This window comes from Niallia sp. FSL W8-0177 (genome assembly GCF_038006285.1).
In the GTDB taxonomy this organism is placed as follows: domain Bacteria; phylum Bacillota; class Bacilli; order Bacillales; family Cytobacillaceae; genus Niallia; species Niallia circulans_A.
This window is the reverse complement of the sequence record NZ_JBBOUX010000001.1, coordinates 2,286,281-2,305,312: the sequence shown is the minus strand read 5'-3', so window position 1 is coordinate 2,305,312 and position 19,032 is coordinate 2,286,281. Positions and strand designations below refer to the sequence as shown.

Annotated in this window: 20 protein-coding genes and 1 other annotated feature; of the genes, 15 read left to right on the top strand and 5 right to left on the bottom strand. The window is 34.7% G+C overall.

The genetic code is table 11. From position 1 onward, the window contains the following. Window positions 1–31 precede the first annotated feature (31 nt). The 5 genes from NST77_RS11435 (at window position 32) to NST77_RS11415 (ending at window position 3,748) form a co-directional block, all read left to right on the top strand. The gene (locus tag NST77_RS11435; RefSeq protein WP_095332881.1) at window positions 32–472 is read left to right on the top strand and encodes a BrxA/BrxB family bacilliredoxin; all 441 of its coding nucleotides are present in this window, start codon (window positions 32–34) and stop codon (window positions 470–472) included. Between the two features lie 362 nt (window positions 473–834). Next, window positions 835–1,620 carry a transporter substrate-binding domain-containing protein gene (locus NST77_RS11430; protein ID WP_163186070.1) on the top strand — a complete coding sequence of 262 codons (786 nt, stop codon included), beginning with the start codon at window positions 835–837 and terminating at the stop codon, window positions 1,618–1,620. 119 nt (window positions 1,621–1,739) lie between these two features. Continuing rightward, window positions 1,740–2,399, top strand: coding sequence for an amino acid ABC transporter permease (locus NST77_RS11425; RefSeq protein WP_095332885.1), 660 nt, complete (start codon window positions 1,740–1,742; stop codon window positions 2,397–2,399). Beyond that, window positions 2,392–3,114: an amino acid ABC transporter ATP-binding protein gene (locus NST77_RS11420; RefSeq protein ID WP_163186073.1), complete on the top strand. Its 723-nt coding sequence runs from the start codon at window positions 2,392–2,394 to the stop codon at window positions 3,112–3,114. Before NST77_RS11425 ends, NST77_RS11420 begins: the two co-directional genes overlap by 8 nt. Before the next feature lie 127 nt (window positions 3,115–3,241). Beyond that, entirely contained in the window at window positions 3,242–3,748 is a 507-nt protein-coding gene (locus NST77_RS11415; RefSeq protein WP_095332889.1) for a L,D-transpeptidase, read from the top strand. Between the two features lie 42 nt (window positions 3,749–3,790). On the opposite strand, the gene prli42 is transcribed toward NST77_RS11415, so the two are convergent. After that, entirely contained in the window at window positions 3,791–3,904 is a 114-nt protein-coding gene (gene prli42, locus NST77_RS11410) for a stressosome-associated protein Prli42 (RefSeq protein WP_235973367.1), read from the bottom strand. 194 nt (window positions 3,905–4,098) lie between these two features. Between prli42 and NST77_RS11405 the strand changes: the two genes are divergently transcribed. The 5 genes from NST77_RS11405 (at window position 4,099) to NST77_RS11385 (ending at window position 9,407) form a co-directional block, all read left to right on the top strand. After that, window positions 4,099–5,220, top strand: a complete 1,122-nt coding sequence (locus NST77_RS11405; protein WP_123257895.1) for a tripeptidase T — start codon at window positions 4,099–4,101, stop codon at window positions 5,218–5,220. Between the two features lie 160 nt (window positions 5,221–5,380). Next, window positions 5,381–5,848: a chemotaxis protein CheW gene (locus NST77_RS11400; RefSeq protein WP_047941099.1), complete on the top strand. Its 468-nt coding sequence runs from the start codon at window positions 5,381–5,383 to the stop codon at window positions 5,846–5,848. A 73-nt stretch (window positions 5,849–5,921) separates the two neighbouring features. Next, window positions 5,922–7,187, top strand: coding sequence for a DNA polymerase IV (locus NST77_RS11395; RefSeq protein WP_163186085.1), 1,266 nt, complete (start codon window positions 5,922–5,924; stop codon window positions 7,185–7,187). Window positions 7,188–7,328: 141 nt separating this feature from the next. Beyond that, window positions 7,329–8,741: an NADP-dependent phosphogluconate dehydrogenase gene (gndA, locus tag NST77_RS11390; protein WP_047941097.1), complete on the top strand. Its 1,413-nt coding sequence runs from the start codon at window positions 7,329–7,331 to the stop codon at window positions 8,739–8,741. A gap of 339 nt (window positions 8,742–9,080) precedes the next feature. After that, window positions 9,081–9,407, top strand: coding sequence for a hypothetical protein (locus NST77_RS11385; protein ID WP_341122981.1), 327 nt, complete (start codon window positions 9,081–9,083; stop codon window positions 9,405–9,407). Here the strand turns inward: NST77_RS11385 and NST77_RS11380 are convergent. After that, window positions 9,380–10,492, bottom strand: coding sequence for a metallophosphoesterase (locus NST77_RS11380; protein ID WP_095332900.1), 1,113 nt, complete (start codon window positions 10,490–10,492; stop codon window positions 9,380–9,382). The two genes, NST77_RS11385 and NST77_RS11380, sit on opposite strands and share 28 nt — an antisense overlap. A 95-nt stretch (window positions 10,493–10,587) precedes the next feature. After that, complete coding sequence (gene zwf, locus NST77_RS11375; RefSeq protein ID WP_047941354.1) at window positions 10,588–12,060, bottom strand: glucose-6-phosphate dehydrogenase; 1,473 nt, start codon at window positions 12,058–12,060, stop codon at window positions 10,588–10,590. A 417-nt stretch (window positions 12,061–12,477) separates the two neighbouring features. Here zwf and rnz point away from each other — a divergent pair, with 417 nt between their 5' ends. After that, window positions 12,478–13,392, top strand: coding sequence for a ribonuclease Z (gene rnz / locus NST77_RS11370; protein ID WP_123257893.1), 915 nt, complete (start codon window positions 12,478–12,480; stop codon window positions 13,390–13,392). A gap of 53 nt (window positions 13,393–13,445) precedes the next feature. Here rnz and proC read toward each other — a convergent pair whose 3' ends face one another. Beyond that, window positions 13,446–14,282 (bottom strand): pyrroline-5-carboxylate reductase, encoded by an 837-nt coding sequence (gene proC, locus NST77_RS11365; RefSeq protein WP_163188613.1) that lies wholly within the window; start codon window positions 14,280–14,282, stop codon window positions 13,446–13,448. Between the two features lie 54 nt (window positions 14,283–14,336). After that, window positions 14,337–14,560, bottom strand: a binding site (T-box leader). A 403-nt stretch (window positions 14,561–14,963) separates the two neighbouring features. Here proC and NST77_RS11360 point away from each other — a divergent pair. Beyond that, window positions 14,964–15,128 (top strand): hypothetical protein, encoded by a 165-nt coding sequence (locus tag NST77_RS11360; RefSeq protein ID WP_341122980.1) that lies wholly within the window; start codon window positions 14,964–14,966, stop codon window positions 15,126–15,128. A gap of 267 nt (window positions 15,129–15,395) precedes the next feature. Continuing rightward, complete coding sequence (locus tag NST77_RS11355; protein WP_371000274.1) at window positions 15,396–16,190, top strand: SDR family NAD(P)-dependent oxidoreductase; 795 nt, start codon at window positions 15,396–15,398, stop codon at window positions 16,188–16,190. Window positions 16,191–16,196: 6 nt separating this feature from the next. On the opposite strand, the gene NST77_RS11350 is transcribed toward NST77_RS11355, so the two are convergent. After that, a complete protein-coding gene (locus NST77_RS11350; RefSeq protein ID WP_095332911.1) occupies window positions 16,197–16,391 on the bottom strand; it encodes a YqzH family protein in 195 nt (64 codons plus the stop codon). A gap of 777 nt (window positions 16,392–17,168) precedes the next feature. Here NST77_RS11350 and NST77_RS11345 point away from each other — a divergent pair. After that, a complete protein-coding gene (locus tag NST77_RS11345) occupies window positions 17,169–17,630 on the top strand; it encodes a MarR family transcriptional regulator (RefSeq protein WP_123257890.1) in 462 nt (153 codons plus the stop codon). A 32-nt stretch (window positions 17,631–17,662) separates the two neighbouring features. Beyond that, the gene (locus NST77_RS11340; RefSeq protein ID WP_341122979.1) at window positions 17,663–18,841 is read left to right on the top strand and encodes an MFS transporter; all 1,179 of its coding nucleotides are present in this window, start codon (window positions 17,663–17,665) and stop codon (window positions 18,839–18,841) included. Window positions 18,842–19,032 lie beyond the last annotated feature (191 nt).

The following is a 19,032-nucleotide window of genomic DNA, read 5'->3' as shown; positions in this document are numbered from 1 at the left end:
AAAGAAGATATTTCATAAAAGGAGCGAAACGATGAATATTGATTTTAATTTATTCATGAATGATGTTGTCCGTCAAGCACGCCAAGAAATAGTAGAGGCTGGTTACGAAGAACTTACAACAAAAGAAGCTGTAGATGAAGCATTATCCCAAAAAGGTACCACTTTAGTGATGGTTAATTCTGTATGTGGATGTGCAGGTGGAATTGCAAGACCAGCTGCAGGTTACTCTTTACATTATAAAAAAAGGCCAGATCAATTAGTAACTGTATTTGCAGGACAAGATAAGGAAGCAACAGAACAAGCCCGTTCATATTTTACAGGTTTTCCTCCTTCCTCTCCGTCTTTTGCATTAATGAAAGATGGTGAGCTTGTTAAAATGGTAGAACGCCATGAAATTGAAGGTCATGATCCTATGCAAGTGGTAGAAAAACTACAAAATGCATTCGAAGAATATTGCACAGAAGTAAAGTAAGCTTGCTTTATTGATGATAATATTGCACCTTGAAAGTTAAAGTAAATTTGGCTTTCAGGGTGTTTTTTTATGGAAATAGAAGTTGGCAATGCTTTTTGCAGCAAGAAAAAAGATTAAAAACGTGTACTAGATAAAATTAGCGACATGAAATTATCCAACTTTATTATTTATTTGAAAATTACATTTTTTCAGAATAGTATTTCATTTGATGAATTTGTATAAATTGTATTGAATAATTATTAGCATGTGTTAAAATTCATATTGTTGCATGAATATAAATTGAAAGACTATCTAATAATTTGCAACAAACTACTAATATTAATAGAGAATAAAAGCATAAGTATGTATAGGGGGATTTTAAGATGAAAAAATTATTAGCATTAATGCTGTTGTCTATAGTAGTCATTTTAAGTGCATGTGGCGCTTCTACTGATGAAAAAGGTTCAAACAGTGGAAATGGATCGGCTGATAAAAAAGTACTTGTGATGGGAACATCAGCAGATTATGCACCATTTGAATACATCGATACTGCAAAAAGTGATGAGATTATCGGTTTTGATATTGATTTAGCCAAAGCACTAAGCGAAAAGCTAGGTTACCAAATTCAAGTGAAAGATATGGATTTTAGCGGGTTAATTTCTGCCTTACAATCTGGCAAAGTGGATTTGGTATTATCTGGTATGTCTCCAACACCGGAAAGAGCAGAAAATGTTGACTTCAGCGATGTCTATTTCACGGCAAAAGACTTAGTTGTAACAACAAAAGATAGCAATATTAAAACTGTTCAAGATCTTGATGGGAAAAAGGTTGGAGTACAACTAGGATCGATTCAAGAAGATGCAGCAAAAGAAATCGCTAAAACAGTAAAAGTTACAGTAGAGAACCGTGACCGTATTCCTCAATTAATTCAAGAAATTAAAGCAGGTCGTTTTGATGCAGCAATTATTGAGGATGTTGTTGCAAAAGGTTATTTAAATAAAGAAGATACATTAACATCTTTCCCGGCGAAAGAAGCGAATGAAGACGCTGGTTCGGCTATTGCATTTCCTAAAGGCAGTGACCTAACAGAAAAGTTCAATGCTGAATTAAAGAAAATGAAAGATAGCGGCGAAATTGATAAGTTAGTTGTAAAATGGTTTGGTAACTAAGAAAAGGTATATGTGGGGGATAGTTTAGGGCTGAATATGCCCTAAACATTTTCTTGTTTTTTAAGCTATATAATAGATAAAAACATCCCCCCGTTTTTTTAGAAAGGATTGAGATAGTTATGGGCTTAGATTTCCAACAATTTATTCCTTCTCTCCCATATTTGTTAAAGGGAATCACTGTGACATTGCAAATTGTTGTGGTGGCAGGAATAATTGGTTTTGTTTTAGGTATTATACTTTCGATATTTAAACTTAGTAAGCTGCCAGTGCTTAGCTGGATTGCTGCTATTTATACATCAGTTTTTAGAGGAACGCCCCTTGTTCTTCAATTAATGATTATCTATTTTGGTGTACCACAATTAACTGGTATCCAAATTGAGCCAGCTATTGCAGCAATTCTTTCCTTTGGTTTAAATTCAGCTGCTTATATTTCAGAAATTATTCGAGCTGGAATTTTAGCAGTAGATCGCGGCCAAAAAGAAGCTGCTATGGCGTTAGGTGTTTCCCCTAGGCAAGCAATGTTCGATTTAATTTTGCCTCAGGCTTTAAAGAACATTTTTCCAGCATTAATCAATGAAGCTGTTTCCTTAACAAAAGAGTCAGCTGTTGTTACTGTTATTGGTGTTACAGATATTATGCGTAGAGCTTATATAATGGGCGGCGAAAAATATGCATACTTGGAGCCAATGATTCTTGCCGGCCTTATTTATTACGTTCTAGTAATGATACTGACAACATTGGCAAAAGCAGTTGAAAGGAGAATGAGAAGAAGTGATTAATGTTGAAAATTTGCATAAATCTTATGGCTCTCTTCAAGTTTTAAAAGGGATAAATACGCAAGTAGAAAAAGGCGAAGTAGTAACGATTATTGGTCCTTCTGGCTCAGGAAAGTCTACCTTTCTGCGCTGTATTAACTTACTGGAAGTACCTACAAAAGGAAAAGTAATAATTGATGGTACGGATATTACTGATAAAAATACAAATATAAAAAGAATAAGAGAAAACGTTGGGATGGTATTTCAACATTTTCATCTTTTCCCGCATAAAACGGTTTTACAAAATGTGACATATGCACCAATCAAAGTAAAGGGACTAAGCAAGAGTGAAGCGGAAAAAATGGGTCAAGAGCTTCTTGCTAAAGTGGGGCTTGCCGATAAAGCGCATGTATACCCTAGCCGTTTATCAGGCGGACAAAAGCAAAGAGTGGCAATTGCACGTGCCCTTGCCATGAATCCAGATGTAATCCTATTTGATGAACCAACGTCAGCTTTGGATCCTGAAATGGTTAAAGAAGTGCTTGAGGTAATGAAGTCACTCGCAAACACTGGAATTACCATGCTTATTGTGACACATGAAATGGGCTTTGCCAGAGAAGCGGCAAATAGAGTTCTATTCTTAGATGGTGGAGTGGTAGTGGAAGATGCTCCTCCAGCTGAGTTCTTTACAAACCCTAAAACAGACCGCGCCAAAGAGTTTTTGGAGAAAATGCTATAAGAATGTTAAACAGGTTTCTTTGTCAATTAGATGAAGAAACCTGTTTCTTTTTGATAAAATGGACTTTCTATTCCGCATAAAGATACAACAATCACACAAACTAAGGAAAAAAAGAGAGTGTGATTGGATGTTGAAACTAGTTTTGTCTATTCTCTTAACAATCTCCCCCGTATGGCCGTTGGGGATAAATCCATTACCAGGAGATCCTTTTCTAATTATTAATAAAAAAACGAATCAATTAACCTTGATAGACGAAAATCGAGTGCAGACAACAATAAGTGTTTCGACCGGAAAAAAAGAAGATTTAACGCCAGAGGGTTTATTTACGATAACAGTTAAAGCCACAAATCCCTATTATCGAAAAAAAGATATTATGGGAGGAGATGAGGAAAATCCATTAGGGACACGATGGATTGGTTTTGATGCAAATAATACAGATGGAAGAATGTATGGGATTCATGGCACAAATAATCCAGGAAGTATCGGGAAATACGTGTCACAAGGCTGTGTACGCATGCAAAATGAGGCAGTGGAATCCATTTATGATTTCATTCCTTTAGGAACAAAAGTGTTGATTACCAATTCAGATAAAAGTTTTCCAGAGCTAGCGAAGGAATATGGGGCGATTGAATAAAAGCGAAGAAGTTTTATCCTTCTTCGCTTTCTTAATTTTAAATTAAAATAACATTCCAATTCCAATCAACAGGGTAGATGCAAGCATAACAAAGATCATTAAATATACAACAATCTTTTGTAATCTATTTTTCTTTTTCTTCATAGTATCCTCCATGTCTTAACCATTCTTATTGTCTATTTTACTAAGAATAACAGAATGGTACAACTATAAATAGATGGAATATTTGCTTGTGGGAATTTTTCGGTATTTATAAGAAAAAATGAGATTCCTCTCTTGTTATTTTTATTTGATGTTCTTTTTTTATAGGCGTATACTAATAATGTCACTAATTTTTGGAGGAACGAAAAATGATCAATCAAGAACGTTTATTAAATCAGTTTTTAGAACTGGTACAAATTGATTCGGAAACAAAATATGAAAAAGAAATCAGTATCGTACTAAAAAAGAAATTTGAAGAATTAGGCTTAGAAGTGATAGAAGATGATACTACAGCTATTACTGGTCATGGTGCAGGAAATTTAATTTGTACGCTTCCTGCAACGAAAGAGAACGTGGATCCTATTTACTTTACCTCACATATGGATACAGTAGTACCAGGCGTTGGCGTAAAACCATCCATTAAAGATGGATACATAGTAACAGATGGCACAACAATACTCGGCGCAGATGATAAAACTGGTCTATCTGTTATGCTTGAAATACTTACAGTAATCAAAGAAAATAATATTCCTCATGGAACGATCCAATTTATCATTACAGTTGGAGAAGAATCTGGATTATTAGGTGCAAAAGCACTTGATCCAAAATTAATCCAAGCAAAATATGGGTATGCACTAGATAGTGATGGGAAAGTAGGAAATATCGTTGTGGCAGCACCGACACAAGCAAAAGTTAAAGCAACGATTCTAGGAAAAACGGCTCATGCTGGCGTAGCACCCGAAAAAGGAGTTTCTGCTATTACTATTGCGTCAAAAGCGATCGCAAAAATGCCTTTAGGTCGTATCGATAAAGAAACAACAGCTAATATTGGCAGTTTTGCTGGTGGTAAACAAACAAATATCGTTTGCGACCATGTAGATATCCTTGCAGAAGCACGTTCATTAGTAGAAGATAAAATGCTTGCACAAGTAGCGAAAATGAAGGAAGCATTTGAATCGGCAGCTAGTGAAATGGGTGGACAGGCAATTGTCGAAGTGGATGTTATGTATCCAGGCTTTAAATTTGGAGAAGGTGACCATGTTGTAGAAGTAGCGAAAAAAGCGGCAGCGAAAATCGGCAGAAGCTGCGAACTACAACAAAGCGGTGGCGGAAGTGATGCCAACGTTATCTGTGGTTTTGGTATCCCAACGGTTAACTTAGCGGTAGGTTATGAAGAGATTCATACAACTAATGAAAAAATGCCAATCGAAGAATTAAATAAATTAGCTGAAATGGTACTTGCTATAATAGATGAAGTAACAGGTCAATAATTATATGATGGAGTTGTGGGTGTTTCCTTTTTAGGGAAGCACTCTTTTTAGTATAAATCAAACAAATGTTTCTATTTTTACTTGCATTTATCTAGAAAACAGAGGAAAATATTGTATAGGTAAATACTACTGTAAAATAGAATCTTTGGGGGGAATATAAATGGAAGAAAAGAAGGTTGTTATATTTAAAGTGGCAAACGGAGAATATTCCGTAGATGTTTCTTATGTCATATCAATTGAAAAGGAAGAGCAGATTACCCCTGTTCCTCAATTGCCATCCTTTGTCAGAGGAATAAGAAAAGTAAGAGACGAGCTTATCCCTGTTATTGATTTACAGATGGTTTTATATAATCAAAAAACAGAGGAAAATGAAAATAATAAATTAATTGTTGCACGAACAGAAGATATTTCGTTTGCAATGATTGTAAATGATGCAAAAGAAATTCTTGATATAAAAGACGAAGTAATAAAAGAAGTGGGCATTTCCGCTTATCAGAAAACAGAATATATAACAGGTGTTCTTAATTTAGAAAATCGTTTGGTATTAATGCTTGATCCAACTATTTTACTAGAAACACTTGAAGGTGTAAAAGAAATTAAAGACTATATGAAAAATCAGCCTGCGTAAGCAGTAAGGTTTGCGCTAAAAGCAGAGGAATAGAAGTGACTATAAATGATCTTAAAGAATTGGTGAAAGCAAAATGAAAGAATTTTATCCAAAAAAAGGACGAGTTATTTTACACGTAGATATGAATAGTTTTTATGCATCTGTTGAAATGGCTTATGATCCACAGTTAAAGGGGAAGCCATTGGCAATTGCAGGAAATGAAAAAGAGCGCAGAGGTATTATTGTCACTTGCAGCTATGAAGCAAGAAAATTTGGTGTAAAAACAACCATGCCTTTATGGGAAGCGAAGAAAAAATGTCCGGATTTAATTGTTTTGCCTCCAAATTTTGATCGTTATCGAACGGCATCTCTTGCGATGTTTCAAATTCTTCACGAATTTTCCGATATTGTTGAGCCTGTTTCCATTGATGAGGGATATGTAGATATTACGCATTGCCATGAGTTAGGAACACCGATATATATTGCAAGAACGATTCAGAAACGAATTTTTGAACGGTTAGACTTACCATGCAGTATCGGGATTGCCCCTAATAAATTTCTTGCCAAAACAGCTTCTGATTTAAAAAAACCAATGGGAATCACGATTTTAAGAAAACGCGATATTCCTAAAATACTTTGGCCGATGCAAGTAGAAGAAATGCATGGTATAGGAAAAAAAACAGGGGAAAAACTAAGAGCAATTGGCATAGAAACTATAAAAGATTTAGCAATGGCGCAGTCTATTCTTTTAAAAGCAACACTTGGCATCAATGGAATTCGTTTAAAGGAGAAAGCCAATGGAGAAGATAATCGACCAGTTGATCCAGAAGCTGCCAATGAATTTAAAAGTATTGGCAATTCAACAACATTGCCGCGCGATATAAAGAATCAGCAGGATTTATTCCAAGTATTGGCATCTTTAGCGAATAAAGTGGCTACAAGAATGAAAAGAAAACATGTACATGCTAATCATCTATCTGTAACCATTCGCTATGGGAACAGAAAAAACTATTCCAAGAGCAAAAAATTAGCAAATCCAATTAAATCAGAGGAAGAGATATTTCAGCAGAGCAAAGAGATTTTTACGACAGCATGGGATGGAAATCCTGTTCGTTTATTAGGTATAACAGCAGGAGATTTAATCGACAATAATATTGTAGTAAAACAACTTGATCTCTTTTCCTTTGAAAAAGAAGCAGCGAAAGAACCATTATGGACAGCAATAGATAGGCTGAAAGAAAAATATGGCGCTTCTATTATTGAACCAGCATCAGAAAGAAATAATATTTCGAAAAAAGAAGAAGACATTGGTACCAAAACTAGTTTTAATAAAGATTTTTTGCAAGGAAAGAAATTTTAGTTAAGTTATTTGTGACAAAAAAAATTTTTTTAAATAATCAAGAAAAGTAGTTGCATTTTAGTTGCATAACTTAAAAAATCTTGCTAAAGTTAAGTGAATTCTACTATAAGGATACATAGTTTAGAAGGGACGTTAGGAAAAATGACAAAACAGCAATTTGGTGTAATCGGTTTAGCGGTTATGGGTAAAAACCTTGCTATGAATATCGAAAGCAGAGGCTATACTGTTTCCGTTTTCAACCGTTCAAAAGAAAAAACAGAAGAAATGCTTAAAGAATCAGAAGGCAAGAATATTGTTGGAACATATACATTAGAAGAATTTGTACAATCTTTAGAAGTTCCACGTAAAATCATGTTAATGGTTAAAGCTGGTCCAGCTACAGACGCAACAATCGAGCAATTAAAACCTTTATTAGATAAAGGCGATATTGTCATCGATGGCGGTAACACATTCTTTAAAGATACACAAAGACGTAATAAAGAGCTTAGTGAACTTGGTATTCACTTCATCGGTACAGGTGTTTCTGGCGGTGAAGAAGGAGCATTAAAAGGACCTTCTATTATGCCTGGTGGCCAAAAAGAAGCATATGAATTAGTTGCTCCGATTTTCCGAGATATTTCTGCAAAAGTTAACGATGAGCCTTGTACAACTTATATCGGTCCAGACGGTGCCGGCCACTATGTAAAAATGGTGCATAACGGAATCGAATATGGAGATATGCAATTAATCTGTGAAGCATACTTCATCATGAAGCATGTTTTAGGCTTAGAAGCGCAAGAACTTCATGAAGTATTTGCAGAGTGGAATAAAGGGGAGCTAGACAGCTACCTAATTGAAATCACTGCAGATATCTTTACTAAAGTTGACGAAGAGACTGGTAAACCTTTAGTAGATCTAATCTTAGATACTGCTGGTCAAAAAGGAACTGGTAAATGGACAAGCCAAAGTGCTCTAGACTTAGGTGTACCACTTCCAATGATTACAGAATCCGTATTTGCTCGTTTCATTTCTGCAATGAAGGACGAACGTGTAAAAGCAAGCAAAGTACTTTCTGGCCCAGAAATTAAACCTTTCACAGGTGATAAAGCAGCATTTATCGAATCAGTTCGTAAAGCTCTATACTTAAGCAAAATTGTTTCTTATGCCCAAGGTTTTGCGCAAATGAGAGAAGCGTCAGAAGAATACGATTGGAACTTAAACTATGGCGAAATCGCAATGATTTTCCGCGGTGGTTGTATTATTCGCGCTCAATTCTTACAAAAAATTAAAGATGCATATGATCGTGATCCAGAATTGAAGAACCTTCTATTGGATCCATACTTCAGTGAAATTACTGAAAACTACCAATCAGCATTACGTGAAGTAATTTCTGGAGCTGTCTTAAACGGTATTCCTGTACCAAGCTTTGCAGCAGCATTATCATACTTTGATAGCTACCGTACAGCAACTTTACCAGCAAATTTACTACAAGCGCAACGTGACTACTTCGGTGCTCACACATATGAGCGTCTTGACAAAGAAGGAATCTTCCATACAAACTGGATGGAAAAATAAGAATGGCGATAAAAAGCACACTACGATTTTATATGTAGTGTGCTTTTTTTTGAAGGAGAAGGTGGTGTTCATGAGATGGATGAACACCAAAAATAAGAGAGAGCAGAGGAAAAGAGGTGTTCACAAGATGGATGAAAGCCAAAAATAAGAGAAGGAGGAAGAAAAGAGGTGTTCATAAGGTGAATGAAAACCACAATGAAGAGAGAGCAGAGGAAAAGAGGTGTTCACAAGGTGAATGAAAGCCAAAAATAAGAAAAGGAGGAAGAAAAGAGGTGTTCATAAGGTGAATGAAAACCACAATGAAGAGAGAGCAGAGGAAAAGAGGTGTTCATAAGGTGAATGAAAACCACAATGAAGAGAGAGCAGAGGAAAAGAGGTGTTCATAAGATGAATGAAAACCACAATGAAGAGAGAAAAGTAGAAAAAAGGCGTTCATCAGCCATTTTAGAACCAACCAAAAAAGAAAAAGGCAGTAAAGTGACCTTCATACATAAATTTTACGTATCCAAAGAGTTTAAACAACTACAAAAATCTACAAACAAATTACAACGAGAAGACAAAAAAATATGCTGCTATAACAAGCAGCACATTAATCTAGCAAATTACTTTTTCACAAAAATAAATGTATTAAAAACAACCTACTCTTTAAAAGTTATATCAATATAAACAATTTCCGATCTGCTGCCAATTCTAATGGGCGGTCCCCAAAATCCAAATCCAGAGGAAACTATTGCATGAAGCTGCTTCTTTTTCTTATAGCCCCAGTCCAACTCAAAAACTCGTTTGGTAATTAGATGGTTTGGTGCCATTTGCCCGCGATGGGTATGTCCAGATAGAATGATATCAATTCCATCATTCATTGCTGCTTCCAGTTCATCTGGCTGGTGATCCATCATCAGAATTGGTAAATGGTTACTTTCACTTTCAAGAAGGCTAGGAATGGAAAGTCTTTCTTGGTCCGTTTTATCTTTACGACCAATTAATCGAATGGTTTCATCGATAGTTACTTTTTCGTCCATTAAGATGCGAATACCAATTCGGTTCATTTCTTCTAGAAAAGTTGGAATCATTTTGCCGTAATATTCATGATTACCTAATACCCCAAAAATACCTAAAGGAGCTTGTAATTGTTTTAATTGTTCTCCCATATCCTTTTTCAAAAAAGGAATGGGATCGTCATCAATGATATCCCCGGGCAGCAAGATTAAATCTGGCTCTAAACCGTTTATTTTCGTTACAAGGCGGTTTAGATGACTTTTCCCAGATAAAGTACCAAAGTGCATATCAGAAGCCATAGCGATCCTCAGAGAGTCTCTTTTCGCTTGTTTTTTGTCTACTGTGAGTTTATAGGTTCTAATAACAGGAGAATAAGCGTTAAATGTTCCGTAAATAAGTAAAAACAGAAGAATTACCGCGGCAGCACTTCCTACTATTTTTGTTGCATCTTCTGACGGAATAGATAGGTTTAATAAAAGCCATCCTAAATTAGCTAATGGAAACAGTATGATACCATATTCAAAAATAGCAAGCCAGTACGCACCAAGTACTTTAAATATGGTAATGGACTTAAGGAAATGGCTGACAATATATGAATAAGAGAAAAGAATAACTGCTCCAATATAAATGGATGGATAGGTTAATAGATTTAAGGAATCAAGCCATACATAACCATTCCATCCTAAGTAGAAGACGAGTAGATTATATAAAAGGAATACGAGAATGACAGATAGGATTAATTTGATTTTTTTCATGAGAAACTCCTTAGACTGAAATCATAATTTAGGGAAAGAAAAAACGTGAATACAATAAGATTCACGTTTTTTTAGAGAGTCACTTGAAGTGTGAGTTAGCAAACATCTACTTCAAATTGATTAACTGGCCACCAGAAGAAACCATCTTTTTCTAATAATTCATCAGCTTCTTTTGGTCCCATTGTACCAGAAGCATAATTAGGGAATTGAGTAGCAGGTGTTTGTTCCCAAGCTTGGGAAATTTTATCGACATAGCTCCAAGATAATGCCACTTCATCCCAATGAGTAAAGTTAGTAGCGTCTCCATGCAAGCTATCGTCAATTAGCTTTTCATATGCTTCTGGCGTATTGATTCCTGCAATACCAGTATTAGCATAGCTTAGCTTGATTGGTGTTGCTTCCATATTTTGTCCTGCTTTTTTGGCGTTTAAATGTAAAGTAATTCCTTCTTCTGGCTGAATGTGAATAACAAGAAGATTTGGAGTGATTTCTTGATTTGGACGATTATATAAATTCATTGGAATATCTTTAAATTGTACCACTATTTTTGTTGATTTACTTTCTAATCTTTTACCAGTACGGATATAGAATGGTACACCAGCCCAACGGAAGTTATCAATCATTACTTTTCCAGCGACAAAAGTTTCTGTGTTGGAGTTAGGGTCTACCATTTGTTCTTCGCGGTAGCTCGGTACCTCAACATCTTCCACAAGTCCTTTTCCATATTGTCCTCTTACAAAGTATTTATCAACTTCATCTACTTCAACAGAACGCATGGCACGGAAAACTTTCACTTTTTCTGAGCGAATCTCATCTGGTGTAAGTTTAATTGGCGGTTCCATTGCAAGTAGTGCAACCATTTGCAGCATATGGTTTTGAACCATATCGCGAAGTGCCCCGCTTGTTTCATAATATCTTCCACGTTCTTCCACGCCTAATACTTCACTTGAAGTAATCTGAATGTTACTGATATAGCGGTTATTCCATAGATTTTCAAAAATTGCATTGGAAAAACGGATTGTTTCGATATTTTGAACCATCGCTTTTCCTAAATAGTGGTCAATTCGGTAAACTTCATCTTCAGAAAAAGCAGTACGAATTTGTTCATTCAGTTCTTTGGCCGATTCTAAATCATGACCAAATGGTTTTTCGATAATTAGACGTTTGTACCCTTTTACTTCTGTTAGTCCATCCTGCTTTAAATGAATGGCGATAGGACCAAAGAATTCAGGTGCCATTGCTAAGTAGAATACACGATTACCATTTAAGCTATGTTTTACATCTAATTCATCAGCTATGTTTTTAAGCTCAACATAAGAACTTGAATCTGTAACATCATGTGAATGATAGCAGAAATAAGAAGCGAATGTCTCAAGATCATCATTTTTAGAACTTGCAATTGCTTCAGAAACAGAATTAACAACATTTTGTTTAAACTGTTCTTGTGTTAATGTTCTTCTCCCGACACCTACAACCGCAAAATTTGCTAATTTACCTTTTTTATACAATCGATAAAGAGAGGGGAAAAGTTTTCTATTCGCTAAATCTCCTGTTGCCCCGAAGATCATAATAAGTGCATTTGATGTTTGTTTTTCATTCACTTTCTAGTACCTCATTTCATTTATATATGTATGAAAATTATTAAATTGCTGTTTTACATAGGTGCATTTTCACTTAAATAATACATGTACCTATACAGTTATAAAATTTTATCTTTTTCTTAAGGAGATAGCAACAAATTTGTTTGTAATTTTTGCAAATATTTTTACTATTTGTATTTACAGCAGAAATTTTTCATTCATCCAACATGATATTACAATATATTAGCAAAAGTTACTAGTTAAAAGATTTACGTATTTGGATAAACAGGCAGCTGTAAAGTATACTTAATACATCTATTCTATTTTAGTATTTAATGATACGCTTTTATTTATACAAAGGATTCATGACAAGAAAGAAAACGAAAGGGGATTAGTAAGCTTATTATGAAGTTGCAATTTTTAGGAACTGGGGCAGGTATTCCAGCAAAAGCAAGAAATGTTACAGCGATTGCTTTAAAGCTTTTAGAAGAGAAGGGAAGTATTTGGCTGTTTGATTGTGGCGAAGCAACGCAGCATCAAATTTTACATACCAATATTAAACCAAGAAGAATTGATAAAATTTTTATTACCCATTTGCATGGAGACCATCTATATGGTTTACCAGGTTTTCTCGCCAGTCGGTCTTTCCAAGGGGGAGAGACACCACTAACGATATATGGGCCGAAAGGAATTAAGGAGTATGTACAAGTTAGCCTTGCTGTCAGCAAAACTTTTTTAAAGTATGCGCTAAATATTGTAGAAATCGATGAAGGCATTATTTTGGAAGAACAAGATTTTATCGTGGAAGCAAAAATACTTGAGCATGGTGTTACAAGTTATGGCTATCGGATTATAGAAAAGGACCGACCTGGAAAATTAGATACAGATAAATTAAAGCAATATGGAATAATGCCTGGCCCTATTTATAAAAAAATTAAAGAGGGGGAAGACCTCGTCCTTGATGACGGTACGGTTGTAGGTAGCCAAACCTTTCTTGGCCCGAATATTAAAGGGAGAATTATCACTATTTTAGGAGATACAAGAACCTGTGCTTCTGCTGAGATTTTGGCGAAAGAGGCTAAAATATTGGTTCATGAAGCAACCTTCTCCGAAAAAGAAAGTTCCATCGCAACGGAATATTATCATTCTACAACGGCACAAGCTGCCAAAACAGCTAAAAAGGCAAATGTAGACTGTCTCATTCTTACACATATTAGTGCCAGATATGATTATGCATTAACAGAACAATTATTGCAGGAAGCAAGAACTATCTTTCCCAATACATATATAGCAGAAGATTTTTCAGAATACGAGATATAAGTAAAAGGATGTTGTCAAAAAAGCGGCAACATCCTTTCTATATTTAAATAATGTTATTTGGACAGTTTTAGTTCTTCTGTAAGTGCTTTTCCCATCCTTTTGGATTGGGCTGTTGCCTCTTCCATACACGAAATGAAGGCCTTCTGTACATCATATTGCTCAAGAATGTTAATGCCTGCTTCTGTTGTGCCACCAGGACTAGTTACATTCTTGCGAAGCTCAAGTGCACTCTTGGAGGACGATGCGATCATTTCCGCTGCACCAAGGATTGTTTGTACAATCAACTCATTAGCTACTTCCCGATTTAGTCCGATTTTTACAGCTCCTTTTTCCATCGCTTCCACTAAATAATAGATATAAGCTGGACCGCTTCCAGAAAGACCGGTTATGGCATCTAATTGTTCTTCTTGAACAAATGTAACTAATCCAACTGTTTCAAACATGTCCAGGACGAATGTTTTTTGTGCTTCTTCTACAAAGGAGTTGAAGGCAATACCTGTTGCTGATTTTCCAACTGTTGCAGAAGTATTGGGCATAGCACGTGCAATGGGAACTTCCAGTCCGATTAGCCGTTGCAGACTGTCCATATTTACGCCAGCAAGCACGGAAATGAGCAGCGTTTCTTTTGTGATATAATTTTTCCATTGTACAGTAGCTTCTTTTACATCTTTCGGTTTCATCGCGAGAATAATGGCATCAGCTTCTCCAACTAATCTTTCTAAATCGAAAGAGTATTTAACACCATAGCGATTCTGTAATTCAATGAGTCTTTCTGTATTACCGCGGTTTGTGACGGTAATTTCTGTACTCTCCTGCAACTTACTAGAAACAATCCCCGAAATTAACGCTTCGCTCATAGAACCAGCACCAATGATAGCAATTTTTTTCATTTTTATTCCTCCTATAAAAACGTTGTATGGAAATAAGAAAACCTCTCGTCATAATGAAAGGACGAAAGGTTTTTTCCGCGGTACCACCTTAGTTTAACTATAATCAGCACACGTGTGTGATTATACAACTCTTTTCCGGTAACGACGGTTTACGTTTAGGTTTGCCTAACAACTCCTAAGTAGGTTCAATGAAATGAATCTTGATGAAGTTTTGCAGCCATAGAACTTCACTCTCTAGCAAGCCATTGTCATTTACTAATCTTAATCATCGCATTCCTATGATAAATTTATTTGATTATGCAAGAAAAAAGGCTTGTCTGTCAATAGAAAAATAGAATAGTGGGAAAATTAGTCCGTTGATTGTATAATTAAATTTAGAATTTTACAAAAAAAGGATTCGCAATGGAGAATAGAATAAATGGTTCTTATCTATATTTCTTGATAGATGATAATCTCATCTATTGTTACAAATTAGAGTCACACACATACATTACATTAGATGACTAAAAAAAACTAAGCATTCTCCTCTTTATAATATTAAAAATAGACAAGAGTTTCAAAGCTTTGAACATGAAAATAGTGAAGCAGTGCAAGGTCTTGGATTATTTTTGGATGAAGAAAGTTTAAACGAAATAGTTACGTGCATCAACAAAGCGATAACAAACAACAGAAGAAAAGACCGTGAAACATAAAAAAGCTATTCATCTTGTCGCATCCCAATATATTGCAGGTAGATTAGCTGTTAATCTTCAAGGGAATAAGGAAAAAACAGATTATATCAGGACTAGTCAGCTTATATGGAGAGATAGAGGAAAAGTATCTTTATACGGATCCCGATTTTCTTGAATATTGGATTCGCTACCTTGTTTATTCAGGTGCATTGGAGATGAAAGGAATTCCTAAAAATAGGAGACGTTATTTTGTTTGTTTAAAAAAGATGAGTGAAGCGCTCAGTTGTTATTTTAAATTTTCTATGTGAAAATGAGAAGGGAAACATCAAGGCCAAGAAAGAGAAAAGTTGGATTTAATCGATATAATATATCAATCTATTGATGATTATTTAGGAAATAAGAATAAGGCATTTTTACATGATGCATGTGCTTTTTGAGGTGGATAATGAAGGAATTAAACGGAAAGAACATAGTAATTACAGGTGCTTCGTCTGGCATAGGAGAGAAAATTGCTATAAAAGCTGCTCATTTGGGGGCTCGTCCTATCCTTCTGGCTCGTTCAGAAGATAAGCTCGCTGCTATTTGCAAGAAAATAAATAATCAGTTTCCCGGACAAGCTCTTTATTTTACTTTAGATGTAAGCAATTTGGAGCAAGTAAAGAAAGTCTTTGCAAAGATATATCAAGAAGTTGAATTTATTGATATATTAATTAATAATGCTGGATTTGGTATCTTCGATATGGTTCATGAAGCAAAAATGGAAGACATTAATCGATTGTTTCAAGTAAATGTAATGGGGCTTATTGCTTGTACCAAAGAGGTATTACCTTCGATGCTAAAAAATAATGAAGGCCATATCATTAATGTCGCCTCCCAAGCAGGAAAACTAGCTACTGCTAAATCAAGTGCCTATGCAGCGACAAAACACGCTGTTCTAGGATTTACAAATAGTCTTCGAATGGAAGTGGCTAATTCAAATATAAAAATCTCTGCTGTAAATCCAGGACCAATCGAGACAAATTTTTTTCATATAGCCGACAAAACGGGGAATTATGTAAAAAATGTGCAGAAATTTATGCTTTCAGCTGATACAGTGGCTGATAAAATAATAAAATTAATGCTACATCCAAAACGTGAGTTAAATTTACCTGTGTGGATGAACTGGGGAAGTGTTCTTTATAATCTATTTCCGGGAATTGCAGACAAGCTTGTTGGCGGGATTTTAAATAAAAAATAGAATGAGCTAAAGTGAATTCGTAATATAACTATAAACAACATCTTGAACTAGATCATAAAGGTCATGGACAGGATGTTGTTTTTTTAAAGCGATAATATGGACTGCTAAGCGTTCATAATCATGAAGAGAGAGTGAATCGGGTTCCAAATGATATTGATTAAGTGATTTTTGAATCATTTTTTTTATGAGTAATGTATTCATCTTATCTTTCCTTATTAATGAGTAGTTTTTCTTTTAATAATAAAAAGTGAAAAAATCAGATTATCCGTATAAACACTGAATGTACTAATACCTTTCAAGGAAAAAGTAATATAACTACTATTTTACTACTTATGGACGAATCTTGATATGTTGAAATAATCTAGAAAAGGAAAAATCCTTCCATTGTGAAAATTAAATACGGAATAGATAGGCACTTTAAAACAAAGTGTCTCAGACTGTAGACAAACTCCTGTATTTTTGGAAATAGAAGTTTAACTAAAGAATATTTATTAACCTCTTTGAATCAGGGGGTTACTTTCCACTCCGGGGGTTCGCTTTCCGTGGGGCTCGCGCTGAGCCGCTTCGGCTTTCAGCCTGCAGGGTCTCAGACTGTCTCGCTAATCCCACAGGAGTCTCACCCCCTCCACTCCAAGCAACGCATAAAAATGCAATTCTACTTCACAAATATCTTTTTGTCTACAAACTGAGGCACTTTAAAACAAAGTGTCTATTTTTATGTTTTAGAAGATTGGCGTGTGATTTAAGGAAAATACAAATGAATCAACTCTTTGGGATAAGTATTAGAAGAAAAACGATTAGAATCTGGTGTATCACAAAATAAGCTAGCAGTTCACGATGGAGTTTTCAGTAAATCTAGAAAAATATTAACCAGTTAATTATTTTTTGTGAAATATGTATTTTATATTGACTATGATAAAATCTTAATATAAACTACAAATAATTAACTGGTTAACAAAAAAAGATGAGGTGATTTAAATGGACAAAAACACAGAAGCACTAGAGGCTTTAGAACAATTCATCAAGGAAAGAGAAGCTGTTGATAAAATAAGAAAACAGATGAAAATAAGCCAAGAAGAATCAATTATATCGGATTGGACACTGACTCAATTACACATCGTGGCAACTATTAAAGAAAGTGGAAGAGCAAATAATACTACATTATCTGAAAGTTTAAATGTATCTAAACCAGCGATTACAAAAGCTGTCAGGAAATTATTAGAGCATCATATCTTAGAAAAGGTACAAGATGAAGATAACAAAAAAGAAATTTACTACTTACTAACAAAATCAGGAGAAATGCTTGCTCTTATCCATGCACAACTACATAAACAGGCAAGGGAACGTTATTTGCGTATTTTGAATGAATTTAAACCAGCTGAATTAGAGATCATTATTCGCTTTTTAAATGCTATAACGGAAAGTATAAAGTCTCAATAAGTCTAAAAAGGAGAATATGTATGTCTCGAAAAATGTCTCAAACGAAAATGTTATCTTTATATTTGTTGAGTATTAGTAGTTTTTTCGTTTCTTTAAATCAAAATATTTATACACCGGTGATTCCGCTTATTCGAGATTCCTTTAATGTTTCTATCAGCTGGGTGAATTTTACTGTTAGTAGTTTTATTTTTATCATAGCACTGATTCAAATTATTTTAGGGACTATGATAGATACGAAAAATCAAAAACGTTTATTAATGCTTAGTTTTATTTTCATTGCTATTTCAACGATTGCCTGTTCGTTTGTAACCAATTTTATACTCTTTATGATTTTTCGGATTGTTCAAGCAATCGGTGCAGGGATTGTCCCTTTAGTGGCAATAAATATGATTTCACACTTATTTGAAGGGGAGAAAAGAGGGAGTGCCATGGGTACGTATCAAATATTGCTCACCCTTGCTCCCGCTGTTGCCCCAATATTAGGAGGAATATTAGGAGAACATTTTGGTTATCCAGGGATTTTCCTATTTCTTTTTATTGTTGCGATCGTCTTGCTGCTGTTTATTATATATACACTTCCTGATAGTGGTGAAAAAGTATATAGTCAGAGAATATCACCAAACTTTATTCAAACCTATCGGGCTATCTTTTCCAACCAAGTAGGTTTTATAACGATAACAGTAAGTTTTTTTATCTTTTTCATTTACTTCGCTATTATCGTATTTTTACCGATACTACTCAACGACCATTATCATATATCCTTGCAAAATATCGGGTTATTATATTTACCTTTAACAGTAAGTATGATTTTAGGGAGTATGCTCTTCAAAAAAGTGCAGATAAGAATATCGTGGAGAAAACTGTTTACGATTGTTCTTTTTTTGATGCCTCTGCTCATTATAATTTTTGGTTTACTTCATACGAAATCAATCATAGGGTTAAGTATTCTATTATTTATGTATGGGATAACAGTAGGGTTTGCTTCTCCCTTATTTTCAACAGTTATCAGTAATGAATATAATGAAAACCGTGGTGCTGCTTTAGGTTTGTTTAATTTCATTCGTTATTCTGGTATGGCAGTCGGAGGCATGTTTATTGGATTAAGTCTCATACTACCAAGCTCTTACATCTTTATCTTTTTAGGTGTGTTACTACTTCTTTTTTCTTTATTTCAATATTCAAGTTTAAAAAAGACTTGGAAACAAAGATAGCCTAAACACTATAAACAGTCCATTTTAAGTTTGATTAGCGTTTTTTCTGAAGTGAATGGGTCTTTAAATAATAAAGGAAGAGGTTAAATGAAGCATTGTTAGATGTAGTATGACGATAGTAGTATCTCTTTCTTAAGTTTAAAAAATAGTATCTTTGTTCAAAGTATTATATACTAATTTTTATCTAATAA